Origin of the sequence: Methyloferula stellata AR4 (assembly GCF_000385335.1) — a bacterium.
Classification (GTDB): Bacteria; Pseudomonadota; Alphaproteobacteria; order Rhizobiales; family Beijerinckiaceae; genus Methyloferula; species Methyloferula stellata.
This window is the reverse complement of sequence record NZ_ARWA01000001.1, coordinates 2382821-2398165: the sequence shown is the minus strand read 5'-3', so window position 1 is coordinate 2398165 and position 15345 is coordinate 2382821. Positions and strand designations below refer to the sequence as shown.

The window sequence follows — 15345 nt, the reverse complement described above, 5'->3', positions numbered from 1 at the left end:
GTGCTCATGCGAGGTTGATCCAATGATGATGCGAAGCTTTCTTGGCGCTGCGACCTTGGCCCTCGGATTTGGTTTGGCCGGACCAGCCGCCGCTGAGACAGTGACGATCGGCATCGGGACGCAGGACACGACGACCAATACGGCAACGACGGGCGTCATCATCCGTCAGCTTCATCTCCTGGAAAAGTACCTGCCCAAGGACGGTAAATATGCCGATATTAAATTCGCCTTCGATTGGCAGAACTTCACCTCAGGTCCGCCCGTCACCAATGCCATGATGGCTGACAAGGCGCAGATCGGCACCATGGGCGATTATCCGCTGATCGTGAACGGCTTTACCTTCTTGAGCAATCCGGAAAGCAAGAGCAAGCTCATCGCGGTCGCCGCCTATAATCTGTCGGGCTCAGGCAATGGCATCGTTGTCCATAAGGACTCGCCTTATTTCGAATTCGCCGATCTCAAAGGCAAGGTCGTCAGCGTGCCCTTCGGCTCTGCCGCGCATGGCATGGTGCTGAAAGCGCTGCAGGACCGTGGTCTGTCGCCGGATTTCTTTCAATTGGTCAGTCAGAGCCCGGAAGTGGGTTCGACCAATCTTCAAGAAAGGAAGATCGACGCGCACGCCGATTTCGTGCCCTTCGCCGAGCTTCTGCCGTTTCGTGGTTTCGCCCGCAAGATCTTCGATGGCGTCGAGACCAATCTGCCAACTTGGCACGGCGTCGTCGTCCGCTCCGATTTCGCGCAAAAATATCCCGAAGCGGTTGTTGCCTATCTGAAAGCCGTGGTTGCTGCCAATGAGTGGGTGCGCGCCGATCCGGCCGCCGCCGCCGCGAAGATCGAAGAATGGACAGGAACCAATAAAGAAGTCGTTTATATTTTCCTCGGACCCGGCGGCAATATGACGACTGATCCGACGATCAAACCCGTCCTTCTCAAAGCCGCGGAAGAAGACGTGAAAGTCTTGCAGAAACTCGGCAAGATGAAAGAGTTCGACGTTCAGAAATGGGCCGACGACAGTTTCATCCGCAAGGCCTATGCGGAACTCGGCAAAGATTACGACAAGGAGCTCGCGAGCACTGCGAATTACGAGGTGAAGGGCACGGATGACTTCTGCCACAAGCCCATCACCGAGCCGCGCAAGGCTGGTGAGATCTGGGTCGCGGACGAAGGCATCCATCCGTTCAGCAGCACGGCTTGCACGCTCGGCGCCTATAAGGATCTGACGACCAAGGGCAAGAAGATCAATGTCGCCTATGTCTTCGACACTGCGCGCGGCATTAAATTATTCGCCGACCAAGCCTTCTACGCCGTCACCGACAAAGACGGCAAGTTCGAGATCGCGCCCTTTCTGCTCAAGACCGAGGCTGAGGCTTATGCTAAGAAGACCGACGGCAAAGTCGTCAGCCTCACCGATGCCCTCAAGCTTGAAATCAAGACCGCGGCAAATGGAAATTGAGTATGGCGTCTCTTAAATCCGACGTCGCCGTCAACGGGCTGCGTCTCGATTCTGCTGAAACAACGACGCCCGCGTCAATGGCGGCGCCGGCAAAAGACTCGTCTCGGGCGAAGCCGCGCCGCATCTTCACGTTCCGCGGCAAGGATTTCCAAGGGGTCGTCCTCGGCGCCTTTTCACTCCTCGCTTTTCTTATGGCCTGGCATTTCTTGACGGCATACCGCGTCAATTTTTATGTCCGCTTCGTCAATGTTCCTTCGCCCGAACTCGTCTTCGAAAGCGCAGCGCGGGCGCTTCACGATCCAAAATTTTTTTCGGATGTGGTCCTAAGTTGCCGCCGAATCCTATTCGGCTTCGTAGCCGCCGCTGTGATGGCGATCCCGCTCGGTCTGTTGATGGGACGGTTCAAAGTTCTGCGCGATATCGTGTTTCCGGTCACGGAAGTGCTGCGGCCCATTCCGGCGATTGCCTGGGTTCCGATGGCGATCATGCTCTGGCCGACCAATGAAGAGAGCATCGTCTTCATCACCTTCATCGGCTCGTTCTTTCCGATTCTCATCAACACTTTGCATGGGATGAGCCTGGTCGATCCCGTGCTGGTGCGCGCGGCGCAATGCCTCGGCGCCCGCGAGAGCGCGATTTTCCGCGAGGTCTATTTCCCCGCCGCCCTGCCGCATATTTTCACCGGCCTCACAGTCGGAATGGGCGTTGCCTGGGTGTCGCTCATCGCAGCCGAAATGATCTCCGGTCAGTTCGGCATCGGCTATTTCACCTGGGAGGCCTATTCGCTGGTCCAATATGCGGATATCGCGCTCGGCATGATCTGCATCGGCGTGCTCGGCCTTGCCTCAAGCGCAGCGATCCGCGGCCTCGGCCGCCTCGTCATGCCCTGGAATCACTAAATGGGAAGACGATGATGGACGCAATCGCACCCAAGGGTTTCATCGAGGTCGAGAATTTTCATCTGACCTATCCGTCGCGCGACGGCGAAGTCGCGGCCGTCGACGATGTCTCACTACATGTCCGTCCCGGCGAATTCGTCTCCATTATCGGGCCGTCGGGTTGCGGCAAATCCACCTTGCTCAATTCCGTTGCCGGCTTTCTCAAGCCCACGCAAGGCAGCGTCATGGTCGATGGCGAACCAGTCGAAGGGCCCTCCGCCGATCGCGGCATGGTCTTCCAGCAATATTCGCTATTTCCCTGGAAGACCGTGCGCGGCAATGTGGAGTTCGGCCTCGCGATGAAGGGCAAAGGCCGGTACGCAAGGCAAACGGCCGCCCGCACTTTGCTTGGTCTCGCGGGTCTGCTGCCCTTTGAAAACCATTATCCCGACCGGCTTTCCGGCGGCATGAAGCAGCGCGTCGGAATCGTCCGGGCGCTGGCCACGAGCCCCAAGGTTTTGCTGCTCGACGAGCCCTTCGGCGCGCTCGATGCGCAGACGCGGCTCATCATGCAGCAGATCCTCACCAATATGTGGCAGCATTTGAAAATCTCAGTTCTCTTTATCACGCATGATATTGACGAAGCGATTTTTCTCTCCGACCGCGTCTATTGCATGACGGCGCGTCCGGGCACGATCAAGGCTGAGATCATCGTCCCGCTCGAGCGGCCGCGGCAGCCCGATATGATGCTGTCGGCGGAATTTCTCGCGCTCCGCAAAGAGCTGATGTCGCTTATCCGCGAAGAAAGCCTCAAGGCCATGGGCGGGGAGATCAGCACGGAGGCCCTGCAAGGTCTGAGTATCGACTTGCATGGCCAAAGTCTCGCGAACATTCTTTAATCCGCACTCGCTTCGGCCATTGGCGGTTCTGGTGCATGTCCTGAACTATGCCTGCGCAAGGGAAGCGACGAGCGACTCACGTTGCTTTTCCTTGCATGGTCATTGGGATTGCGATCATCGGCGGCGCCACTCTTCCAGTGGTCCGCGTCGAACTCAACCCAACCGCTTTGTTCAAATATGGCGTCGGTCTTGAAGATGTACGCGCGGCTTTGGCGTCTGCGAATGCGAACAGTCCGAAAGGCGCCGTCGAAGACGGCGGCTTCCATTATCAGATCTACGCCAATGACCAAGCCGCTCATGCCGCCGATTATCGGCCTCTCGTGGTCGGCTCTCGCAACGGCAATGCAATCCATGTGTCGGACCTCGGCGAGATTGTCGACTCGGCCGAGGATCTTCGAAACGCGGGATTTGCAAATGGCCAAGTGGCGGTTTTGGTGATCCTCATCCGGCAGCCTGGCGCGAACATCATCGAGACCAACGAAAGGTCAAAGCTGCCCTGCCCTATTTGCGCGCTTCGATGCCGAGCGGCATAAGCGCGCCTTTGATGAGTCTCTAATGGATAAGGTATCCAATCGCTCGCTCTTTGTGACGATCATATTTCGACTTAAGCTTTGGACGGCAGGGACGCGATGTGGACCTCAACTTCCATTCCGAGGAACGCATCGTTCGTTCCCGCGAAACTGCCGGCGACTGGTACGGCCAGACGAATGTCGCGTGCGACGGCGACAGGAATCAGATTGAAGCCGCCAACATGACGGTTCGTCGGATCGAATGTGATCCAGCCCGCACCCGGCACATAGACTTCCGCCCAGGCATGAGTCGAGCCTGTATCGCGCGAACCTTCCATCTCCTGATCTGGATTGTAAAGATACCCAGAGACGACTCTCGCGCCGAAGCCGAGACTTCGTATCGCTTCGACGAAGAGAACCGCAAAGTCCCGGCACGACCCCCATCTCCGCTCCAAGGTCTGCAAAGGCGTTTGCGTACCTTCGTCCTCACGGCTCTGATATGAAATCCACGACGCAATATTGGCGTTGATATCTTTCAGGAGCGAAAGCGTGTCGGTCGGGTTGCCGCGGACGAAAGCGTATGCCCATGCCCGCAATCGCCCTTCAGGATCGGTATATTGCTGGATCGTCAGAGCTCCGAGATCGATCCAATCATCGTCGGAATAGCGGAAGGGGTAAAAGATAGCCGCGGCGGCAATGTCAAAGATCGGCCAAGCGATCGTATTGAGCTCGAGATCTGTGACGCTTTCGATCACCAGCGTGTCAGCCATGGCCGCAAAACTCGCCGTCGCTACGACATTGCCGAAGACATCCCGCGCCCAAGTCATCGTCGCGGCAGGCGTCACCACCACATCGTTTGAAATGAGGCGAAGCTCGTGGCTCTCACGTGGACGGAGCATCAAACGGTGTGGACCGAGACTGACTGGCGTCAGATAGCGGTAGGTCGTTTTGTGATGGAGTCGGAGGGAGATCAAAGAAGCACCAATAGGAAAACTGCACGATGTTTTTGAAATCTATGAACGAGCTTGCAGGGCATGACTACGATGCATTTGGAAATGGACGGTGGTGAGTCCCGCACCTTCATTCGATGATATCTGCGTCAGTCTTTTTTATATGGCCGTCGGAACCTGCTGTTCCAGACAATGAGGCTGAATTTAAACAGAATAAAGCTTTGTTTCGCACGAGGTATTCCCGATTAGCGGTGACAATCACGCTGTCGTACCTAGCGATATTTCGGTTTGATCGGTGTCAATGCTCGCATTTTGACGGTTGGCTATAAGCACGCGAAACGTGAGCCAAAGCGAGCTTGTTCGCGCATTGCGCCGAGAGCCCAGTGGCTAGAATTGCCGATAAATCATTTTGGGAATTCAATGGGCGTTTTGGCGCTCATGAACGAAACTCTTCGGAGGTCCGAAGGATGGCTGAGGAACCAGCATCGTTCTTTGACTTGCATCGTCTGTTGAACTTGAGCGGTACGATAGGCGATGTCAGGTTGCTGAAGAACCAAGCTCTCTTCGCGCAGGGTGATCCTGCGGATGCGGTATATTATATCCTGGAAGGCAAGATCAAAGTTACCGTCGTTTCCAAACATCGGAAGCAGGCCGTGATCGCGATTCTTGAGGCCGGCAGTTTCTGCGGCGAGGGATGCCTCGCCACGGAGTTCCGCACGACGTCCGCTGTGGCGATGACCGCCTGCGTCGTGGTCCGGATGGAAAAAAATGCTGTCATGGGCGCCTTACATGAAGACCAGGAATTTTCGAACCAGTTCGCCACCTATTTGCTGACGCGCAACGCTCGTCTGGAGCAGGATCTTGTCGATCACCTTGTCAACCCGAGTGAAAAGCGCCTAGCGCGACTTCTTCTCATCCTCGGGAAGTTCGGCAAAGGCGGAAATCGGGACGCGGTTCTACCGGAGATAAGTCAGGAAATGCTGGCTGAGATGATCGGAACCACGCGGTCTCGCGTCAGCCATTTCATGAACAAATTTCGTCAGAAGGGCTTCATTGATTATAACAGCCATATCCAAGTTCATAAGTCATTGTTGAATGCGCTTCTGCACGGCGACATAGGAAAGCCAGAGGATGACTAACCGTGCAAAACCTATTGATTAGATTTGCGCAGAGACGACGCGTCGGGCCGCGCCTGTACCTCGAAGAAACTATGTAAACGCCGTAAATTCACCAGCTCTCGAATCGCCAGCGTGTGAGAATGAAATCATATTTGAGTCAGTCGCAAGTCGAACTGGGGACGCTATGTGTCGCTCGTCTTGCCCCGGCCTTTTGTGTTGCCCTGAACCGCGGTCGAGGGCGGCGTAAGGAAGGCGTCAAATCGCTCCTTCACGATCGCGTAGCATTCGCATGATGCCTTTTCGAGGCCGATGCGATCGAGAACTTGAATCGTTCCCCGCCGATAACTGATAAGGCCGGCCCTTTGCAGAGCTTGCGCTGCAACCGTTACCGATTTGCGATTGGCACCTAGGATGTGCGCTAGAAAGTCGTGCGTGTAAGGCAGGGCTTCGCCTTCGGCCCGATCATGCATCATCAAGAGCCATCGGCACATTCTCTCCTCAGTCGAATGCAGGGCATTGCAGGCCACAGTCTGCTGCACTTGCGAGAGTAGCGTCTCGGAATAGCTGACGAAGAGATCGCGCACGTGTTCGCTGCTCTTGAATTCCGCTTGCAAAACTTCGATCGGACATCGAACCATATGGCCTTCAAGTTGAACAATACATCGATTGAAGGAGACCCGGCTGTACATGGCAGCGAAGAGGCCGAACGCTCCTTCGCGCCCCTATGTTTGCGGTTTCGATTGCCGAGCCGTTCTCCAAAACCGTGAGCAACGAGAGGACGCTTCCCTCGGGGAAATAGGCGTGCCTGAGAAGGCCGCCCGCATCGCAAACAACCGCTCCAAGCTTGAACTTCACATTTTCCAGATGCGGGTCGATCCGCTTGCGACTGGCAGGCTCCAAAGCGTCGAGCAATTGGTTGCTCTGTGGTTTATGCGCTGGAGATTGTGCCATAGCGTAGTTCTAAGGGATCATCCTCGCGGTGACAAATACAAAGGGCAAGATGCTCTAAGCATTTTCGCGAAGCCGGCATCATCCATAATATCAGCCATGAGCAACCTCTCGTTGCCGATCATCATCGACAATCAAAACAACCGGCTGAGAGGATTTGCCTCGCTTAAGCCAATGATGCTTTAGCTAGAAGCTTATATGTATCCTCGCTTGGCTCCTGAACGGCTAATTCAGACCAGAAGATTGCCATCGCAAGGAAATGTGACTGCAAGCTAGAGGTATGAGCCTCTTGCGCCAATTGCCTGCAGTCAGCCTCAAGCCGCAGGCACTCTAAGGCATACTTTCTTTCGAACTCTGACATAGCGGATCATTCCAACCTCATTTGGAATCATTGCACGCTATGGCTCGTACTGTCGGTGGTCTGCGCCACAGAGAAGAGGAATAATGATAATGGGGCGTCGCCTCGAGCACTCCAGCCATTCATGGTCAAGATGCGAAGAAATCTCGCCACGGATGCCGGCTATAGGAAGGCGGTAGAACAGCAGAGGGGCGCCGAGCCATACTGAACTTCGGCGACCTTGAAGACGACGAAGAAGCAATCATCGCAAGCTGCAAAGCCCCCGTCTGACTCAAATCGAAAGCTCTTGCGGCGAAAAGGCTGAGCACGATCATGAGTGGGTCTATGGATGACAGCCTGATGATCCAGATCAAAGCAATTGTCTTTGTCATTTATGATAATGATCTATGCAGTGGGAACCGATTTCTACAGCTCCGCTCGATCGTGAGCTTGAATTGGCCGTCATCGATGATGATGAGCCTCATGCGCTCGTTTTCGCCTGTCGCCGAACGATCGATGGCTGGGTCAATGCCGAGACGGATAAAAAAGTAGATGTCCACCCCACTCATTGGCGGGACTGGCAGCATACATCCTAAGATTTTCGCGCGGTCTTCTGCCGCTCCGACGCGCTATGTAGGACTGCTAGTTTTCTCTCTTCTTCCTCAAGAAGTTGAAGAAGAACCTGTCGCTTGGCTTCATCGCGCTCTTTAGTCAGCAATTTATGAAAGTGCTCGATATTCAGGCGGGCTATGTACTCATCCATCGCTGTGCCTCACAGGCAGTAGCAGCCAATGATCAGATACGGCTTAATACGTAGTCGCAGCACTCAACACGCTCTAGATCATTTCAGCTCAACGCGGATGCTGCTCCAGTATGGATGACATTGAAAGCTGAAATGAGATCGTCGCCATGACAAAAGTCAGCAACAGCTTCACTTTTGGAGAATCCTTTCGATTTCGGAACCCTTTCCTCGGCTGATCAATATGAAATCATCGGCACGAATGTGTCATCGCGACATCCGTATTCGCGCTGTCAAACCCTGGGAGTCGACGCTGGGCGAGAAGGCCTCGTCCGCGGCGGACAAGGCTGTATGATTGATTCACCTCAAGGCGAGTGCAAGCCAATCAAGAAAACTGACCGGTGTCTTTAGGGAGAGATATTGTCGAGACATAGTGCTCGGCAAATATCCTTTGGAGAGAATGCCATGAAGAAAGTACTTCTGACCGCAGCAGTCGCAGCCCTCATCTCTGGTACCGGAGTAACAGGTTCAGCCTTTGCGCAGAGCCGCGCAGACCGAGCCGCACTCACCGCCAACCAAATTGTTGCTGAATCGGACGCGCACACGGCACGCGTCAAGGCAGATCTACGTCTCACGCCGGATCAAGAGAAGAACTGGCCCGGTTTCGAAAGCGCTGTGCACGACATCGACAAGACCCGCGCTGATCGTCAGGTCGCCTTTCAAGCCGAACGCGAACAGCGGGAGGACGGAAGCGACGTCATCCAATATTTGAACGACAGTGCGAAGTTTCTCGGTGAGCACTCCGCCAATGTAAAGAAGCTCGCCGATGCCGCCCAACCGCTCTATGCGAGCCTAGACGAACAGCAGAAGAAGAAGTTTGCAAACGAGCTGATCGGTCTCAGCCGAGAGCGTGAGATTGATGAGTGAGCCTCATTTCGGCGTTTCAAGCGTCACGTCTTACGCATCCTACGTGATCGTTCTCTGGCATGTGTTTCTTGCTCGCCATATCAATTCTCAGTCTGAAGACATACTTCAAGCGGACCACTTCAAGGCGCTATCTACCGTTAGTTGACGTAGATCAACGATGATTGCTCGCGCCCGGTGCAATATTTCGAATTGTGGGACTAGCTACGCTCTAGCCCAACTCTCCAGTTCGGGAGAGGTGCGAGGTGAGAGGAAAAAGTCATGGACAAAGATCGTATCGCCGGCGCGGCCAAACAAGCCAAGGGCGCCATTAAGGAGACCGTCGGCAAGGCCGTTGGTGACGCAAAATTGGAGTCGCAGGGCAAGGCCGACAAGGTCGAGGGCAAGATCCAGAACGCCATCGGCGGACTCAAAGACACGCTCAAAGGGAAATAGGCCTCCGCGCCGTTTTACTTCGATCCTTGCCATCGTAAGCAGGCAAGAGTGTGCAATTTTGCTCAGACGCCGAACGCGGCGCCTGAGCAATCTATGTATGGCGCACATAGACTCTATCCGGAGACTCCGGTTCAAGGGTTAGCCCGCATCTATACGTCGATAGCGCGACAAGGCGCTTTCGTCGCGAGCCTCAAATTCGCTGACAATAAGATTGCGCCGACAGGCGGCCTGCGTTCCAATATTCGAAGAAGTGATCGAGCGTAATGTGCCCAGTGTTAGTGAAGTAGCGTTCGCGCTCGCGAGTCAATTGGTAGATTTCAGCTGATCCAAGAAAAAGGAAATTCTAAAATGTCACTTTGGACCATCATTCTCATCATCTTGGTGATCGCGCTATTGGGCGGCTTTAGCGGACTAGGCGGCGGCCCATTCTACGGTACCGGCTACTATGGCGGCGGCGGTCTCGGCCTTGTGATCATTATTCTGGTGATTTTGCTTTTGCTGGGCAAGATCTGAGTCAGCAGAGATCAACCAGCTCTCGAACCCTAGTCTCGGCTTGCGATTGATTGTCTCAAACTGAGGACTTTCGATCCAGGTGTGACGATTTTCAAGTTCGACCGACACATATGGGAAATAGCCGCACCCGGAACCCAACGGGTGCGGAAATGAATAGAAAGACCGCCGCGAGATCCGTAGCTCTGAAGTCTCTAATCATGACTTCGGATTGAAGCCAATCCGAAGTGGCGCCCTCGCGACGATCTTGCCGGCGACCGCGCCGCTATGTGCATGAGAGTCATCCGACCCTCCTTTGGTCAAGAGGGAAGACAGTCATGACATGCGCCGAGAGTGGCGACTTCGGCGCCACGGGTTCCGATGCATTTCATGGCGCTCTTGCTCTTTGGGGTGAGTGGACTTTGCCGCCATCTACCGACACCAAGCGGCGGGGCTTTGAGTTACCTCAAGCAGCGCGACCAAACGAAAAAGCGCGGTGACGAGCTGTATCACGGAGAGATAGGCGCTTACAAAAGGACAGCGCCTAGCTCCTTTTCAATCTCGGCTATTAGGCCACGACTCGATCGGTCCAGCCCCGATTAATGATAATAACGATGATGGCGATGATAGTAGCCGTGGTGATGGTGCCGCAGTCCAAGCGCGCCCCTGACGCCGCCGACGACACCGCCGGTCACACCGCCGACCACACCACCAACCGCCCCGCCGACCGGACCAGCGGCGCGTTCACCAGTCGCCGCGCCTCGTTCACTTCCCCGCACGACGCCCTGGGCCTGCACGGCGAGAGGCATAGCGAGGCAAGCGAGCATGCTAGCAGTCATTAGAAATCCAACTTTCACAGTCATCTCCATTATCCGACATTTCCAGATGAATTCTGGAACCGCCTGTAAGATAGTTGATGCCCGCGGGACGTTGATTGATTTCTATCAACATAATTCAGTCCGGTCTCATAATACTGTCCCACCGCAAGGTGGCGTTCGAACCATCACTCCGAGTGCGCCCCTTGCGGCCGGTCCAGATTTGGTTCGTATATTCGTCCAGCACAGGGGAACGTTATGCTTTCGATTTTAATTGGAATTCTGATTATTTTAGTCGTGGGTGCAATTTGTTTTTGGGCCATCGATAAGTTTGTGAATGATGGTCGTTTGGCAAACCTTCTCAAATTGCTAGTCGCGTTGGTCTGCCTGGGGGCGATTCTTCAACGGATACTGTTGCTGGCCGGGATTAATTGGCTGTGACAGCAGCTCACGATGACGCCGTTCTTCTTCGTAAGAACCGTCTGAGTGGTCTCGACGTAGAAGCAACGCAATACGTCATGAAAACTTTACTCAAGCACGAATTCAATTGCGATGCGTATGATTGATCCAGCTCAATGCGAGCGCAGGCCAATCAAGAAGACTGATCACTGTCTTTAAGGAGAGACAGTGTCGAAGCATTGTGCTGAGGCAAATATCCTTTGGAGAGAATGCCATGAAGAAAGTCCTTCTGACTGCAACTGTCGCGGCCCTCATCTCCGGTGTTGGAGTCGCAGGATCAGCTTTCGCGGAAAACCGCGCAGATCGTGCCGCATTGACTGCCAATCAAATTGTTGCTGAATCGGACGCCCGCACGGCACACGTCAAGGCCGATCTGCGTCTTACGCCGGATCAAGAGAAGAACTGGCCCGGTTTTGAAAGCGCCGTGCACGACATCGATAAGGCTCGCGCTGATCGTCTGGTGGCCTTCCAAGCCGAACACGAGAAGCGGAAAGACGGAGGCGACGTCATCCAATATTTAAACGACCATGCGAAGTTTCTCGGCGAGCGCTCTGCCAATGTAAAGAAGCTCGCCGATGCGGCCCAACCGCTCTATGCGAGCCTTGATGATCAACAGAAGAAGAAGTTTGCCAACGAGCTGATCGGCCTCAGCCGAGAGCGTGAGATTGATGAGTGAGCCCTCCGCCCACGTTTGGGAGCACACCGGCAATACGGTCCGCTAAAACATCCCGCTTTCAAGTGGGATTACGTGAAAAGTGTAGAGCGTCGTTTAGGCTTCGCTGACACTTTTGCGCACGATGCTCTAGCACGCCGGAAACCGGATCAGATAGTGCACCCCAAGTTTTGACCGATTGAGTTCGATCGTTCCCATCAATTGTTTGGCGAGAAGCCGCATCAATGCGGTTCCACCGACATGCTCTGACGGATCGACGCCTGGGCCTGGGCCATTGTCTCCGATGGTCAGAAGAATATTGCCGTCACTTCGAGATAGGCCAACGCTGATCTCCGTCGCTCCTTTTGGCACGGCATGTTTGAAACTGTTGGTGATTGCTTCATTGATCAACAAGCCGATATTGGCTGCCGTTTTGGCCGGAACGTTGATGTCTTCGAGTTCGAGCCGAAAGGCAACGGAGAGAGGCGCAAGGCAGAACACGTCTTTGAGCTTTCCAACGAGCTGGCGCAGGTAGGTACTTAAGGCAATCGACTGCTCCTCGCGCGCGAGGAGAAGCTCGCCGCCGACGCCGCTCAAGGCCGCAATCCGCGTCTCCATATTATTGAGCTCGGCTTTAGCTTCGGGGCCGATCGGGCGCGCTTTCTGAAGGCGAATCATAGAAAGGATGACTTGGTGGTTGTTCTTCATGCGATGATGAAGCTCTTCCAAAAGAAGCGATTTTGCCTCGACCGCTTCGCTCAGTTCCTTCAAAGCAGCGCGCATATGATCTTCCTCTCGTTTGCGTGCCGAAATATCGCGCAGGACCAGAATACGGATCCGAGCCTCATTTTGACGAGCGGGGGTAATCGAGGCTTCGGCGAAAAATTGCTTCCCGTCACGTCGCTGTCCGACGACCTCCGCTCCTTGATTGAGAACGAGGGATTGCGTGCAAAATGGTTGCATTGCCTGCGCCTGCCAGGGTGTCTCCGAGGAAGAAATCAGCGTGCCGAGAGCCCGGCCCGCGATCTCCTTGGCTCCATAGCCGAACAATTCTTCGGCTTGATGATTGACGAAAATGATTTCGTCCGCATCGCTGGCAACGATGATCGCATCTGCGATGAGGTTGAAAAGCCGGGCGGCCAGATTGCTCTTCACAGCCTCGCAAGCGTCGGCCGAAATCGCAAACAACGTGCAGATTTGAGAAGGCACAAAGTCTGAGGTTGGTTGCGGTTCGATCTCCATGCACTACTCTTCAGCACGAGACCTGACGATAATAAATATAGCGCCGGGCATCTTCTACTGATTGCCAGAAAACCAAAAACCCACGCGATGGACCTTGACCTCGATCAAACAGTGATGAGGTATGGCGTAGCTCCCTATCATAATGACATGGAAGTCCACTTCATGCGGCGATCGCGCAGCCGAGCCAGCCTTAAAATACGTCACGCTTTAATCAAAGTTGACGAACGCCTTTAAGGTGCTTGGCTTAAGTTCGATCTTGCGGGCTGTGACGCGGCGAACCATGCCTTCGCTTTCCAATCGGCTGAGAGCGCGGGTCACGGTTTCGGCGGAAGTACCGAGATAATCTGCGATATCGTAGCGGTTCATCGGCAGCGTCAGAATGTTGGCGCGATGATCGAAATAACGTTCATGTGCCGAACAATCGAGCAGAAACGCCGCCAGCCGCCGCGGGATGTCAAGCCGTCCCATGACAATGAGCTGGCGTTGCGTATTTCGTAAATCATGCACGGCTTTCACTAAAAAAATTTCTTGGATATTCGGGTTCATCAGAAGGAATTGCTCAAGCCTCCCGACGGGAAATCGATAGACCTTGGAAGAAGCAATCGTTTCTGAGGAATCGAGATATTTGCCATTTTCGGCAAGTCCGAACAGATCGCCAGGCCAATGAAAGGCCAGGACTTGGCGCTCTCCATTATTCAGAACGTGATATGTTCGGACTACGCCACTCGCCAGCAGATACAGGTAGGCGGCTTCGCTGCCTTGTGAAAAGATAAGTGAACCAGCCGTTTTATACTCGACGATCTGTGCAAGACGACCGAGCTCGATTTTATCCGTAGCCGACAAGGTTAGATGCGGCGCTTCCTTGACGTGTTCGCGTGGCCAACTGCGAACCGCACATATTTGGAGATCCGCATGACCTCGTATCGTCATGCGGCGCATTGAGCGCTTCCTAAAGCTTCCGAGACGAGCACGTTCATAAAAATGCAGAGGAATATTTTACCAAGGAGCTGCTCGGCATCGGATCATCAAGCTATGTCCAAGATCAGAAAATGAGGGATCGCTCCCTGACTTTTGTCAGGAACAGCGCAGATAATTATTTAGCCTTAATGAGAAAGGATGCGCCGATGGCGGAGGAGCTTGATGCCTTGGGGTAGACGACTGCCGTTCTGCTCCCTGGTGGCAATCCTCGGCCCGGGCTTGGATGGTATCGTCACCGCGCTGGAATGCCGGACCGAAAAATTGTTTCTGCTAACGACAACCACATGTGTTCAATATTGAACACATGTGGTTCATCTGCGACCAGCCGCCGAGGGATCCAGCGTAAGGCCGCGAAACGGCACGGTAAGAGGCGACACCAAAGCCTTCCGGGGCAAAGCAAGTGTCATCCGGGCTAGGAGAGCCGAAAAGTCACACGGTGTGGAGGCCGCCCACCAGCCAGAGCACGAGGATAATGATGAGCACTAGGCCAAGGACACCGCCCAAACCGCCTGCGCCATAGCGGCTATAGCCGTAGTAGCCACCCCCGCCGCCGAATAGCAGGATAAGTATCACTATAATCAGAATTGTTCCCATTACCCCTCCTCTAACGATTCCGCCGGCTGCGGATTGCAGCGGCTAAAATAAGATCCAAAGTTATCCCCACCGTCAATTGATCGCTTCGCGATGCATCGGGACTTTGGCTATGCTGGTCTGATCTTCAATTAAGGTCGATGAACGCCTTCAAGATAGCTGGCTTGAGTTCAATCTTGCGGGCTGTGATGCGCTGAACCATCCCTTCACTTTCCAATCGATTGAGAGCGCGGGTCACGGTTTCCGCGGAGGTGCCGAGATAATCTGCGATATCGTCGCGGTTCATCGGCAGCGTGAGGATCTTGGTGCGATGATCGAAATAATGCTCATGCGCCGAACAATCGAGCAGAAACGCCGCCAGCCGTCGCGGAATATCAAACCGTCCCATGACGATGAGCTGACGCTGCGTGTTTCGCAGGTCATACACGGCTTTGACGAAAAAGCTGTCTTGGATACTCGGGTTCTTCAAAAGGAAGTGCTCAAGCCTCCTAATGGGAAATCGATAGACTTTTGAAGGTGTAATCGCTTCCGCGCAGCTCAGGTATCTACCATTTTCGGCAAGGCCGAACAGATCACCAGGCCAGAGGAAGGCCAAGACTTGCCTCTCGCCATTATTCAGAACGTGATGTGTCCGGACAACGCCCTCAGCTAACAGATACAGGTAGGTCGCCTCATCCCCCTGCGAGAAGATAAGTGAGCCGACCGTTTTATATTCGATGATCTGTGCAAGACGCCCGAGCTCGACCTTGTCAGCAGCCGACAAGGTCAGATGCGGCGCTTCTTTGCCATGTTCGCGCGGCCAACTACGAACCGCACGTATGCGGAGATCGGCATGACCGCGTGTCGTCATTGAGCCATTCCTAAGGCTTCCGAAATGCGCACATTCATAAAGATGCATAAAAACATTTTACCAATAGGCATCAGGCCAT

Annotated in this window: 19 protein-coding genes; 12 read left to right on the top strand and 7 right to left on the bottom strand. The window is 54.3% G+C overall.

Features of this window, described 5'->3' with window-relative positions; genetic code table 11:
• The first annotated feature begins 22 nt into the window (after positions 1-22).
• The 4 genes from A3OQ_RS0111830 (at position 23) to A3OQ_RS0111815 (ending at position 3763) form a co-directional block, all read left to right on the top strand.
• Entirely contained in the window at positions 23-1453 is a 1431-nt protein-coding gene (locus A3OQ_RS0111830; RefSeq protein ID WP_020175601.1) for an ABC transporter substrate-binding protein, read from the top strand.
• 2 nt (positions 1454-1455) lie between these two features.
• Complete coding sequence (locus A3OQ_RS0111825; protein WP_020175600.1) at positions 1456-2352, top strand: ABC transporter permease; 897 nt, start codon at positions 1456-1458, stop codon at positions 2350-2352.
• A 14-nt stretch (positions 2353-2366) separates the two neighbouring features.
• Positions 2367-3230 (top strand): ABC transporter ATP-binding protein, encoded by an 864-nt coding sequence (locus tag A3OQ_RS0111820; protein ID WP_020175599.1) that lies wholly within the window; start codon positions 2367-2369, stop codon positions 3228-3230.
• A gap of 95 nt (positions 3231-3325) precedes the next feature.
• Complete coding sequence (locus tag A3OQ_RS0111815) at positions 3326-3763, top strand: efflux RND transporter permease subunit (protein WP_026595751.1); 438 nt, start codon at positions 3326-3328, stop codon at positions 3761-3763.
• Positions 3764-3834: 71 nt separating this feature from the next.
• Here A3OQ_RS0111815 and A3OQ_RS0111810 read toward each other — a convergent pair whose 3' ends face one another.
• Positions 3835-4713: a transglutaminase family protein gene (locus A3OQ_RS0111810; RefSeq protein ID WP_026595750.1), complete on the bottom strand. Its 879-nt coding sequence runs from the start codon at positions 4711-4713 to the stop codon at positions 3835-3837.
• Positions 4714-5156: 443 nt separating this feature from the next.
• Here A3OQ_RS0111810 and A3OQ_RS0111805 point away from each other — a divergent pair, with 443 nt between their 5' ends.
• Positions 5157-5828: a Crp/Fnr family transcriptional regulator gene (locus A3OQ_RS0111805; protein ID WP_020175597.1), complete on the top strand. Its 672-nt coding sequence runs from the start codon at positions 5157-5159 to the stop codon at positions 5826-5828.
• Between the two features lie 161 nt (positions 5829-5989).
• On the opposite strand, the gene A3OQ_RS25070 is transcribed toward A3OQ_RS0111805, so the two are convergent.
• Complete coding sequence (locus A3OQ_RS25070) at positions 5990-6445, bottom strand: Crp/Fnr family transcriptional regulator (protein WP_020175596.1); 456 nt, start codon at positions 6443-6445, stop codon at positions 5990-5992.
• Between the two features lie 163 nt (positions 6446-6608).
• On the opposite strand from A3OQ_RS25070, the gene A3OQ_RS25065 reads away from it, so the two are divergent.
• The 5 genes from A3OQ_RS25065 to A3OQ_RS24080 all read left to right on the top strand — a co-directional run bounded on the left by A3OQ_RS25065 (position 6609) and on the right by A3OQ_RS24080 (position 9703).
• On the top strand, positions 6609-6941 hold the full coding sequence (locus tag A3OQ_RS25065) for a hypothetical protein (protein ID WP_244427136.1): 333 nt from the start codon (positions 6609-6611) through the stop codon (positions 6939-6941).
• Between the two features lie 558 nt (positions 6942-7499).
• Positions 7500-7688, top strand: a complete 189-nt coding sequence (locus A3OQ_RS22180; RefSeq protein ID WP_026595748.1) for a hypothetical protein — start codon at positions 7500-7502, stop codon at positions 7686-7688.
• Between the two features lie 608 nt (positions 7689-8296).
• Positions 8297-8758, top strand: a complete 462-nt coding sequence (locus A3OQ_RS0111780; protein WP_020175592.1) for a Spy/CpxP family protein refolding chaperone — start codon at positions 8297-8299, stop codon at positions 8756-8758.
• 258 nt (positions 8759-9016) lie between these two features.
• Positions 9017-9190 (top strand): CsbD family protein, encoded by a 174-nt coding sequence (locus A3OQ_RS22175; protein ID WP_020175591.1) that lies wholly within the window; start codon positions 9017-9019, stop codon positions 9188-9190.
• Between the two features lie 348 nt (positions 9191-9538).
• Positions 9539-9703 carry a DUF3309 family protein gene (locus A3OQ_RS24080; protein WP_020175590.1) on the top strand — a complete coding sequence of 55 codons (165 nt, stop codon included), beginning with the start codon at positions 9539-9541 and terminating at the stop codon, positions 9701-9703.
• 575 nt (positions 9704-10278) lie between these two features.
• On the opposite strand, the gene A3OQ_RS24075 is transcribed toward A3OQ_RS24080, so the two are convergent.
• The gene (locus A3OQ_RS24075; RefSeq protein ID WP_244427135.1) at positions 10279-10518 is read right to left on the bottom strand and encodes a hypothetical protein; all 240 of its coding nucleotides are present in this window, start codon (positions 10516-10518) and stop codon (positions 10279-10281) included.
• Positions 10519-10752: 234 nt separating this feature from the next.
• Between A3OQ_RS24075 and A3OQ_RS0111760 the strand changes: the two genes are divergently transcribed.
• The gene (locus A3OQ_RS0111760; protein ID WP_020175588.1) at positions 10753-10935 is read left to right on the top strand and encodes a hypothetical protein; all 183 of its coding nucleotides are present in this window, start codon (positions 10753-10755) and stop codon (positions 10933-10935) included.
• A gap of 232 nt (positions 10936-11167) precedes the next feature.
• On the top strand, positions 11168-11629 hold the full coding sequence (locus A3OQ_RS24070; protein WP_020175587.1) for a Spy/CpxP family protein refolding chaperone: 462 nt from the start codon (positions 11168-11170) through the stop codon (positions 11627-11629).
• Positions 11630-11755: 126 nt separating this feature from the next.
• On the opposite strand, the gene A3OQ_RS25355 is transcribed toward A3OQ_RS24070, so the two are convergent.
• The 4 genes from A3OQ_RS25355 to A3OQ_RS0111730 form a co-directional block, all read right to left on the bottom strand.
• On the bottom strand, positions 11756-12847 hold the full coding sequence (locus A3OQ_RS25355) for a sensor histidine kinase (protein ID WP_020175586.1): 1092 nt from the start codon (positions 12845-12847) through the stop codon (positions 11756-11758).
• Between the two features lie 207 nt (positions 12848-13054).
• Complete coding sequence (locus A3OQ_RS0111745) at positions 13055-13786, bottom strand: Crp/Fnr family transcriptional regulator (protein WP_020175585.1); 732 nt, start codon at positions 13784-13786, stop codon at positions 13055-13057.
• Between the two features lie 468 nt (positions 13787-14254).
• Complete coding sequence (locus A3OQ_RS24065) at positions 14255-14419, bottom strand: DUF3309 family protein (RefSeq protein WP_020175583.1); 165 nt, start codon at positions 14417-14419, stop codon at positions 14255-14257.
• Between the two features lie 124 nt (positions 14420-14543).
• A complete protein-coding gene (locus tag A3OQ_RS0111730; RefSeq protein ID WP_020175582.1) occupies positions 14544-15266 on the bottom strand; it encodes a Crp/Fnr family transcriptional regulator in 723 nt (240 codons plus the stop codon).
• Positions 15267-15345: the final 79 nt, after the last annotated feature.

What these genes read in the sequence shown, in the direction of transcription:
- A3OQ_RS0111830 (WP_020175601.1), top strand. Translation starts at nt 23, where the DNA reads ATGATGATGCGAAGCTTTCTTGGCGCTGCGACCTTGGCCCTCGGATTT.
- A3OQ_RS0111825 (WP_020175600.1), top strand. Translation starts at nt 1,456, where the DNA reads ATGGCGTCTCTTAAATCCGACGTCGCCGTCAACGGGCTGCGTCTCGAT.
- A3OQ_RS0111820 (WP_020175599.1), top strand. Translation starts at nt 2,367, where the DNA reads ATGGACGCAATCGCACCCAAGGGTTTCATCGAGGTCGAGAATTTTCAT.
- A3OQ_RS0111815 (WP_026595751.1), top strand. Translation starts at nt 3,326, where the DNA reads ATGGTCATTGGGATTGCGATCATCGGCGGCGCCACTCTTCCAGTGGTC.
- A3OQ_RS0111805 (WP_020175597.1), top strand. Translation starts at nt 5,157, where the DNA reads ATGGCTGAGGAACCAGCATCGTTCTTTGACTTGCATCGTCTGTTGAAC.
- A3OQ_RS25070 (WP_020175596.1), bottom strand. Translation starts at nt 6,445, where the DNA reads ATGGTTCGATGTCCGATCGAAGTTTTGCAAGCGGAATTCAAGAGCAGC.
- A3OQ_RS22180 (WP_026595748.1), top strand. Translation starts at nt 7,500, where the DNA reads ATGCAGTGGGAACCGATTTCTACAGCTCCGCTCGATCGTGAGCTTGAA.
- A3OQ_RS0111780 (WP_020175592.1), top strand. Translation starts at nt 8,297, where the DNA reads ATGAAGAAAGTACTTCTGACCGCAGCAGTCGCAGCCCTCATCTCTGGT.
- A3OQ_RS22175 (WP_020175591.1), top strand. Translation starts at nt 9,017, where the DNA reads ATGGACAAAGATCGTATCGCCGGCGCGGCCAAACAAGCCAAGGGCGCC.
- A3OQ_RS24080 (WP_020175590.1), top strand. Translation starts at nt 9,539, where the DNA reads ATGTCACTTTGGACCATCATTCTCATCATCTTGGTGATCGCGCTATTG.
- A3OQ_RS24075 (WP_244427135.1), bottom strand. Translation starts at nt 10,518, where the DNA reads ATGACTGCTAGCATGCTCGCTTGCCTCGCTATGCCTCTCGCCGTGCAG.
- A3OQ_RS0111760 (WP_020175588.1), top strand. Translation starts at nt 10,753, where the DNA reads ATGCTTTCGATTTTAATTGGAATTCTGATTATTTTAGTCGTGGGTGCA.
- A3OQ_RS24070 (WP_020175587.1), top strand. Translation starts at nt 11,168, where the DNA reads ATGAAGAAAGTCCTTCTGACTGCAACTGTCGCGGCCCTCATCTCCGGT.
- A3OQ_RS25355 (WP_020175586.1), bottom strand. Translation starts at nt 12,847, where the DNA reads ATGGAGATCGAACCGCAACCAACCTCAGACTTTGTGCCTTCTCAAATC.
- A3OQ_RS0111745 (WP_020175585.1), bottom strand. Translation starts at nt 13,786, where the DNA reads ATGCGCCGCATGACGATACGAGGTCATGCGGATCTCCAAATATGTGCG.
- A3OQ_RS24065 (WP_020175583.1), bottom strand. Translation starts at nt 14,419, where the DNA reads ATGGGAACAATTCTGATTATAGTGATACTTATCCTGCTATTCGGCGGC.
- A3OQ_RS0111730 (WP_020175582.1), bottom strand. Translation starts at nt 15,266, where the DNA reads ATGACGACACGCGGTCATGCCGATCTCCGCATACGTGCGGTTCGTAGT.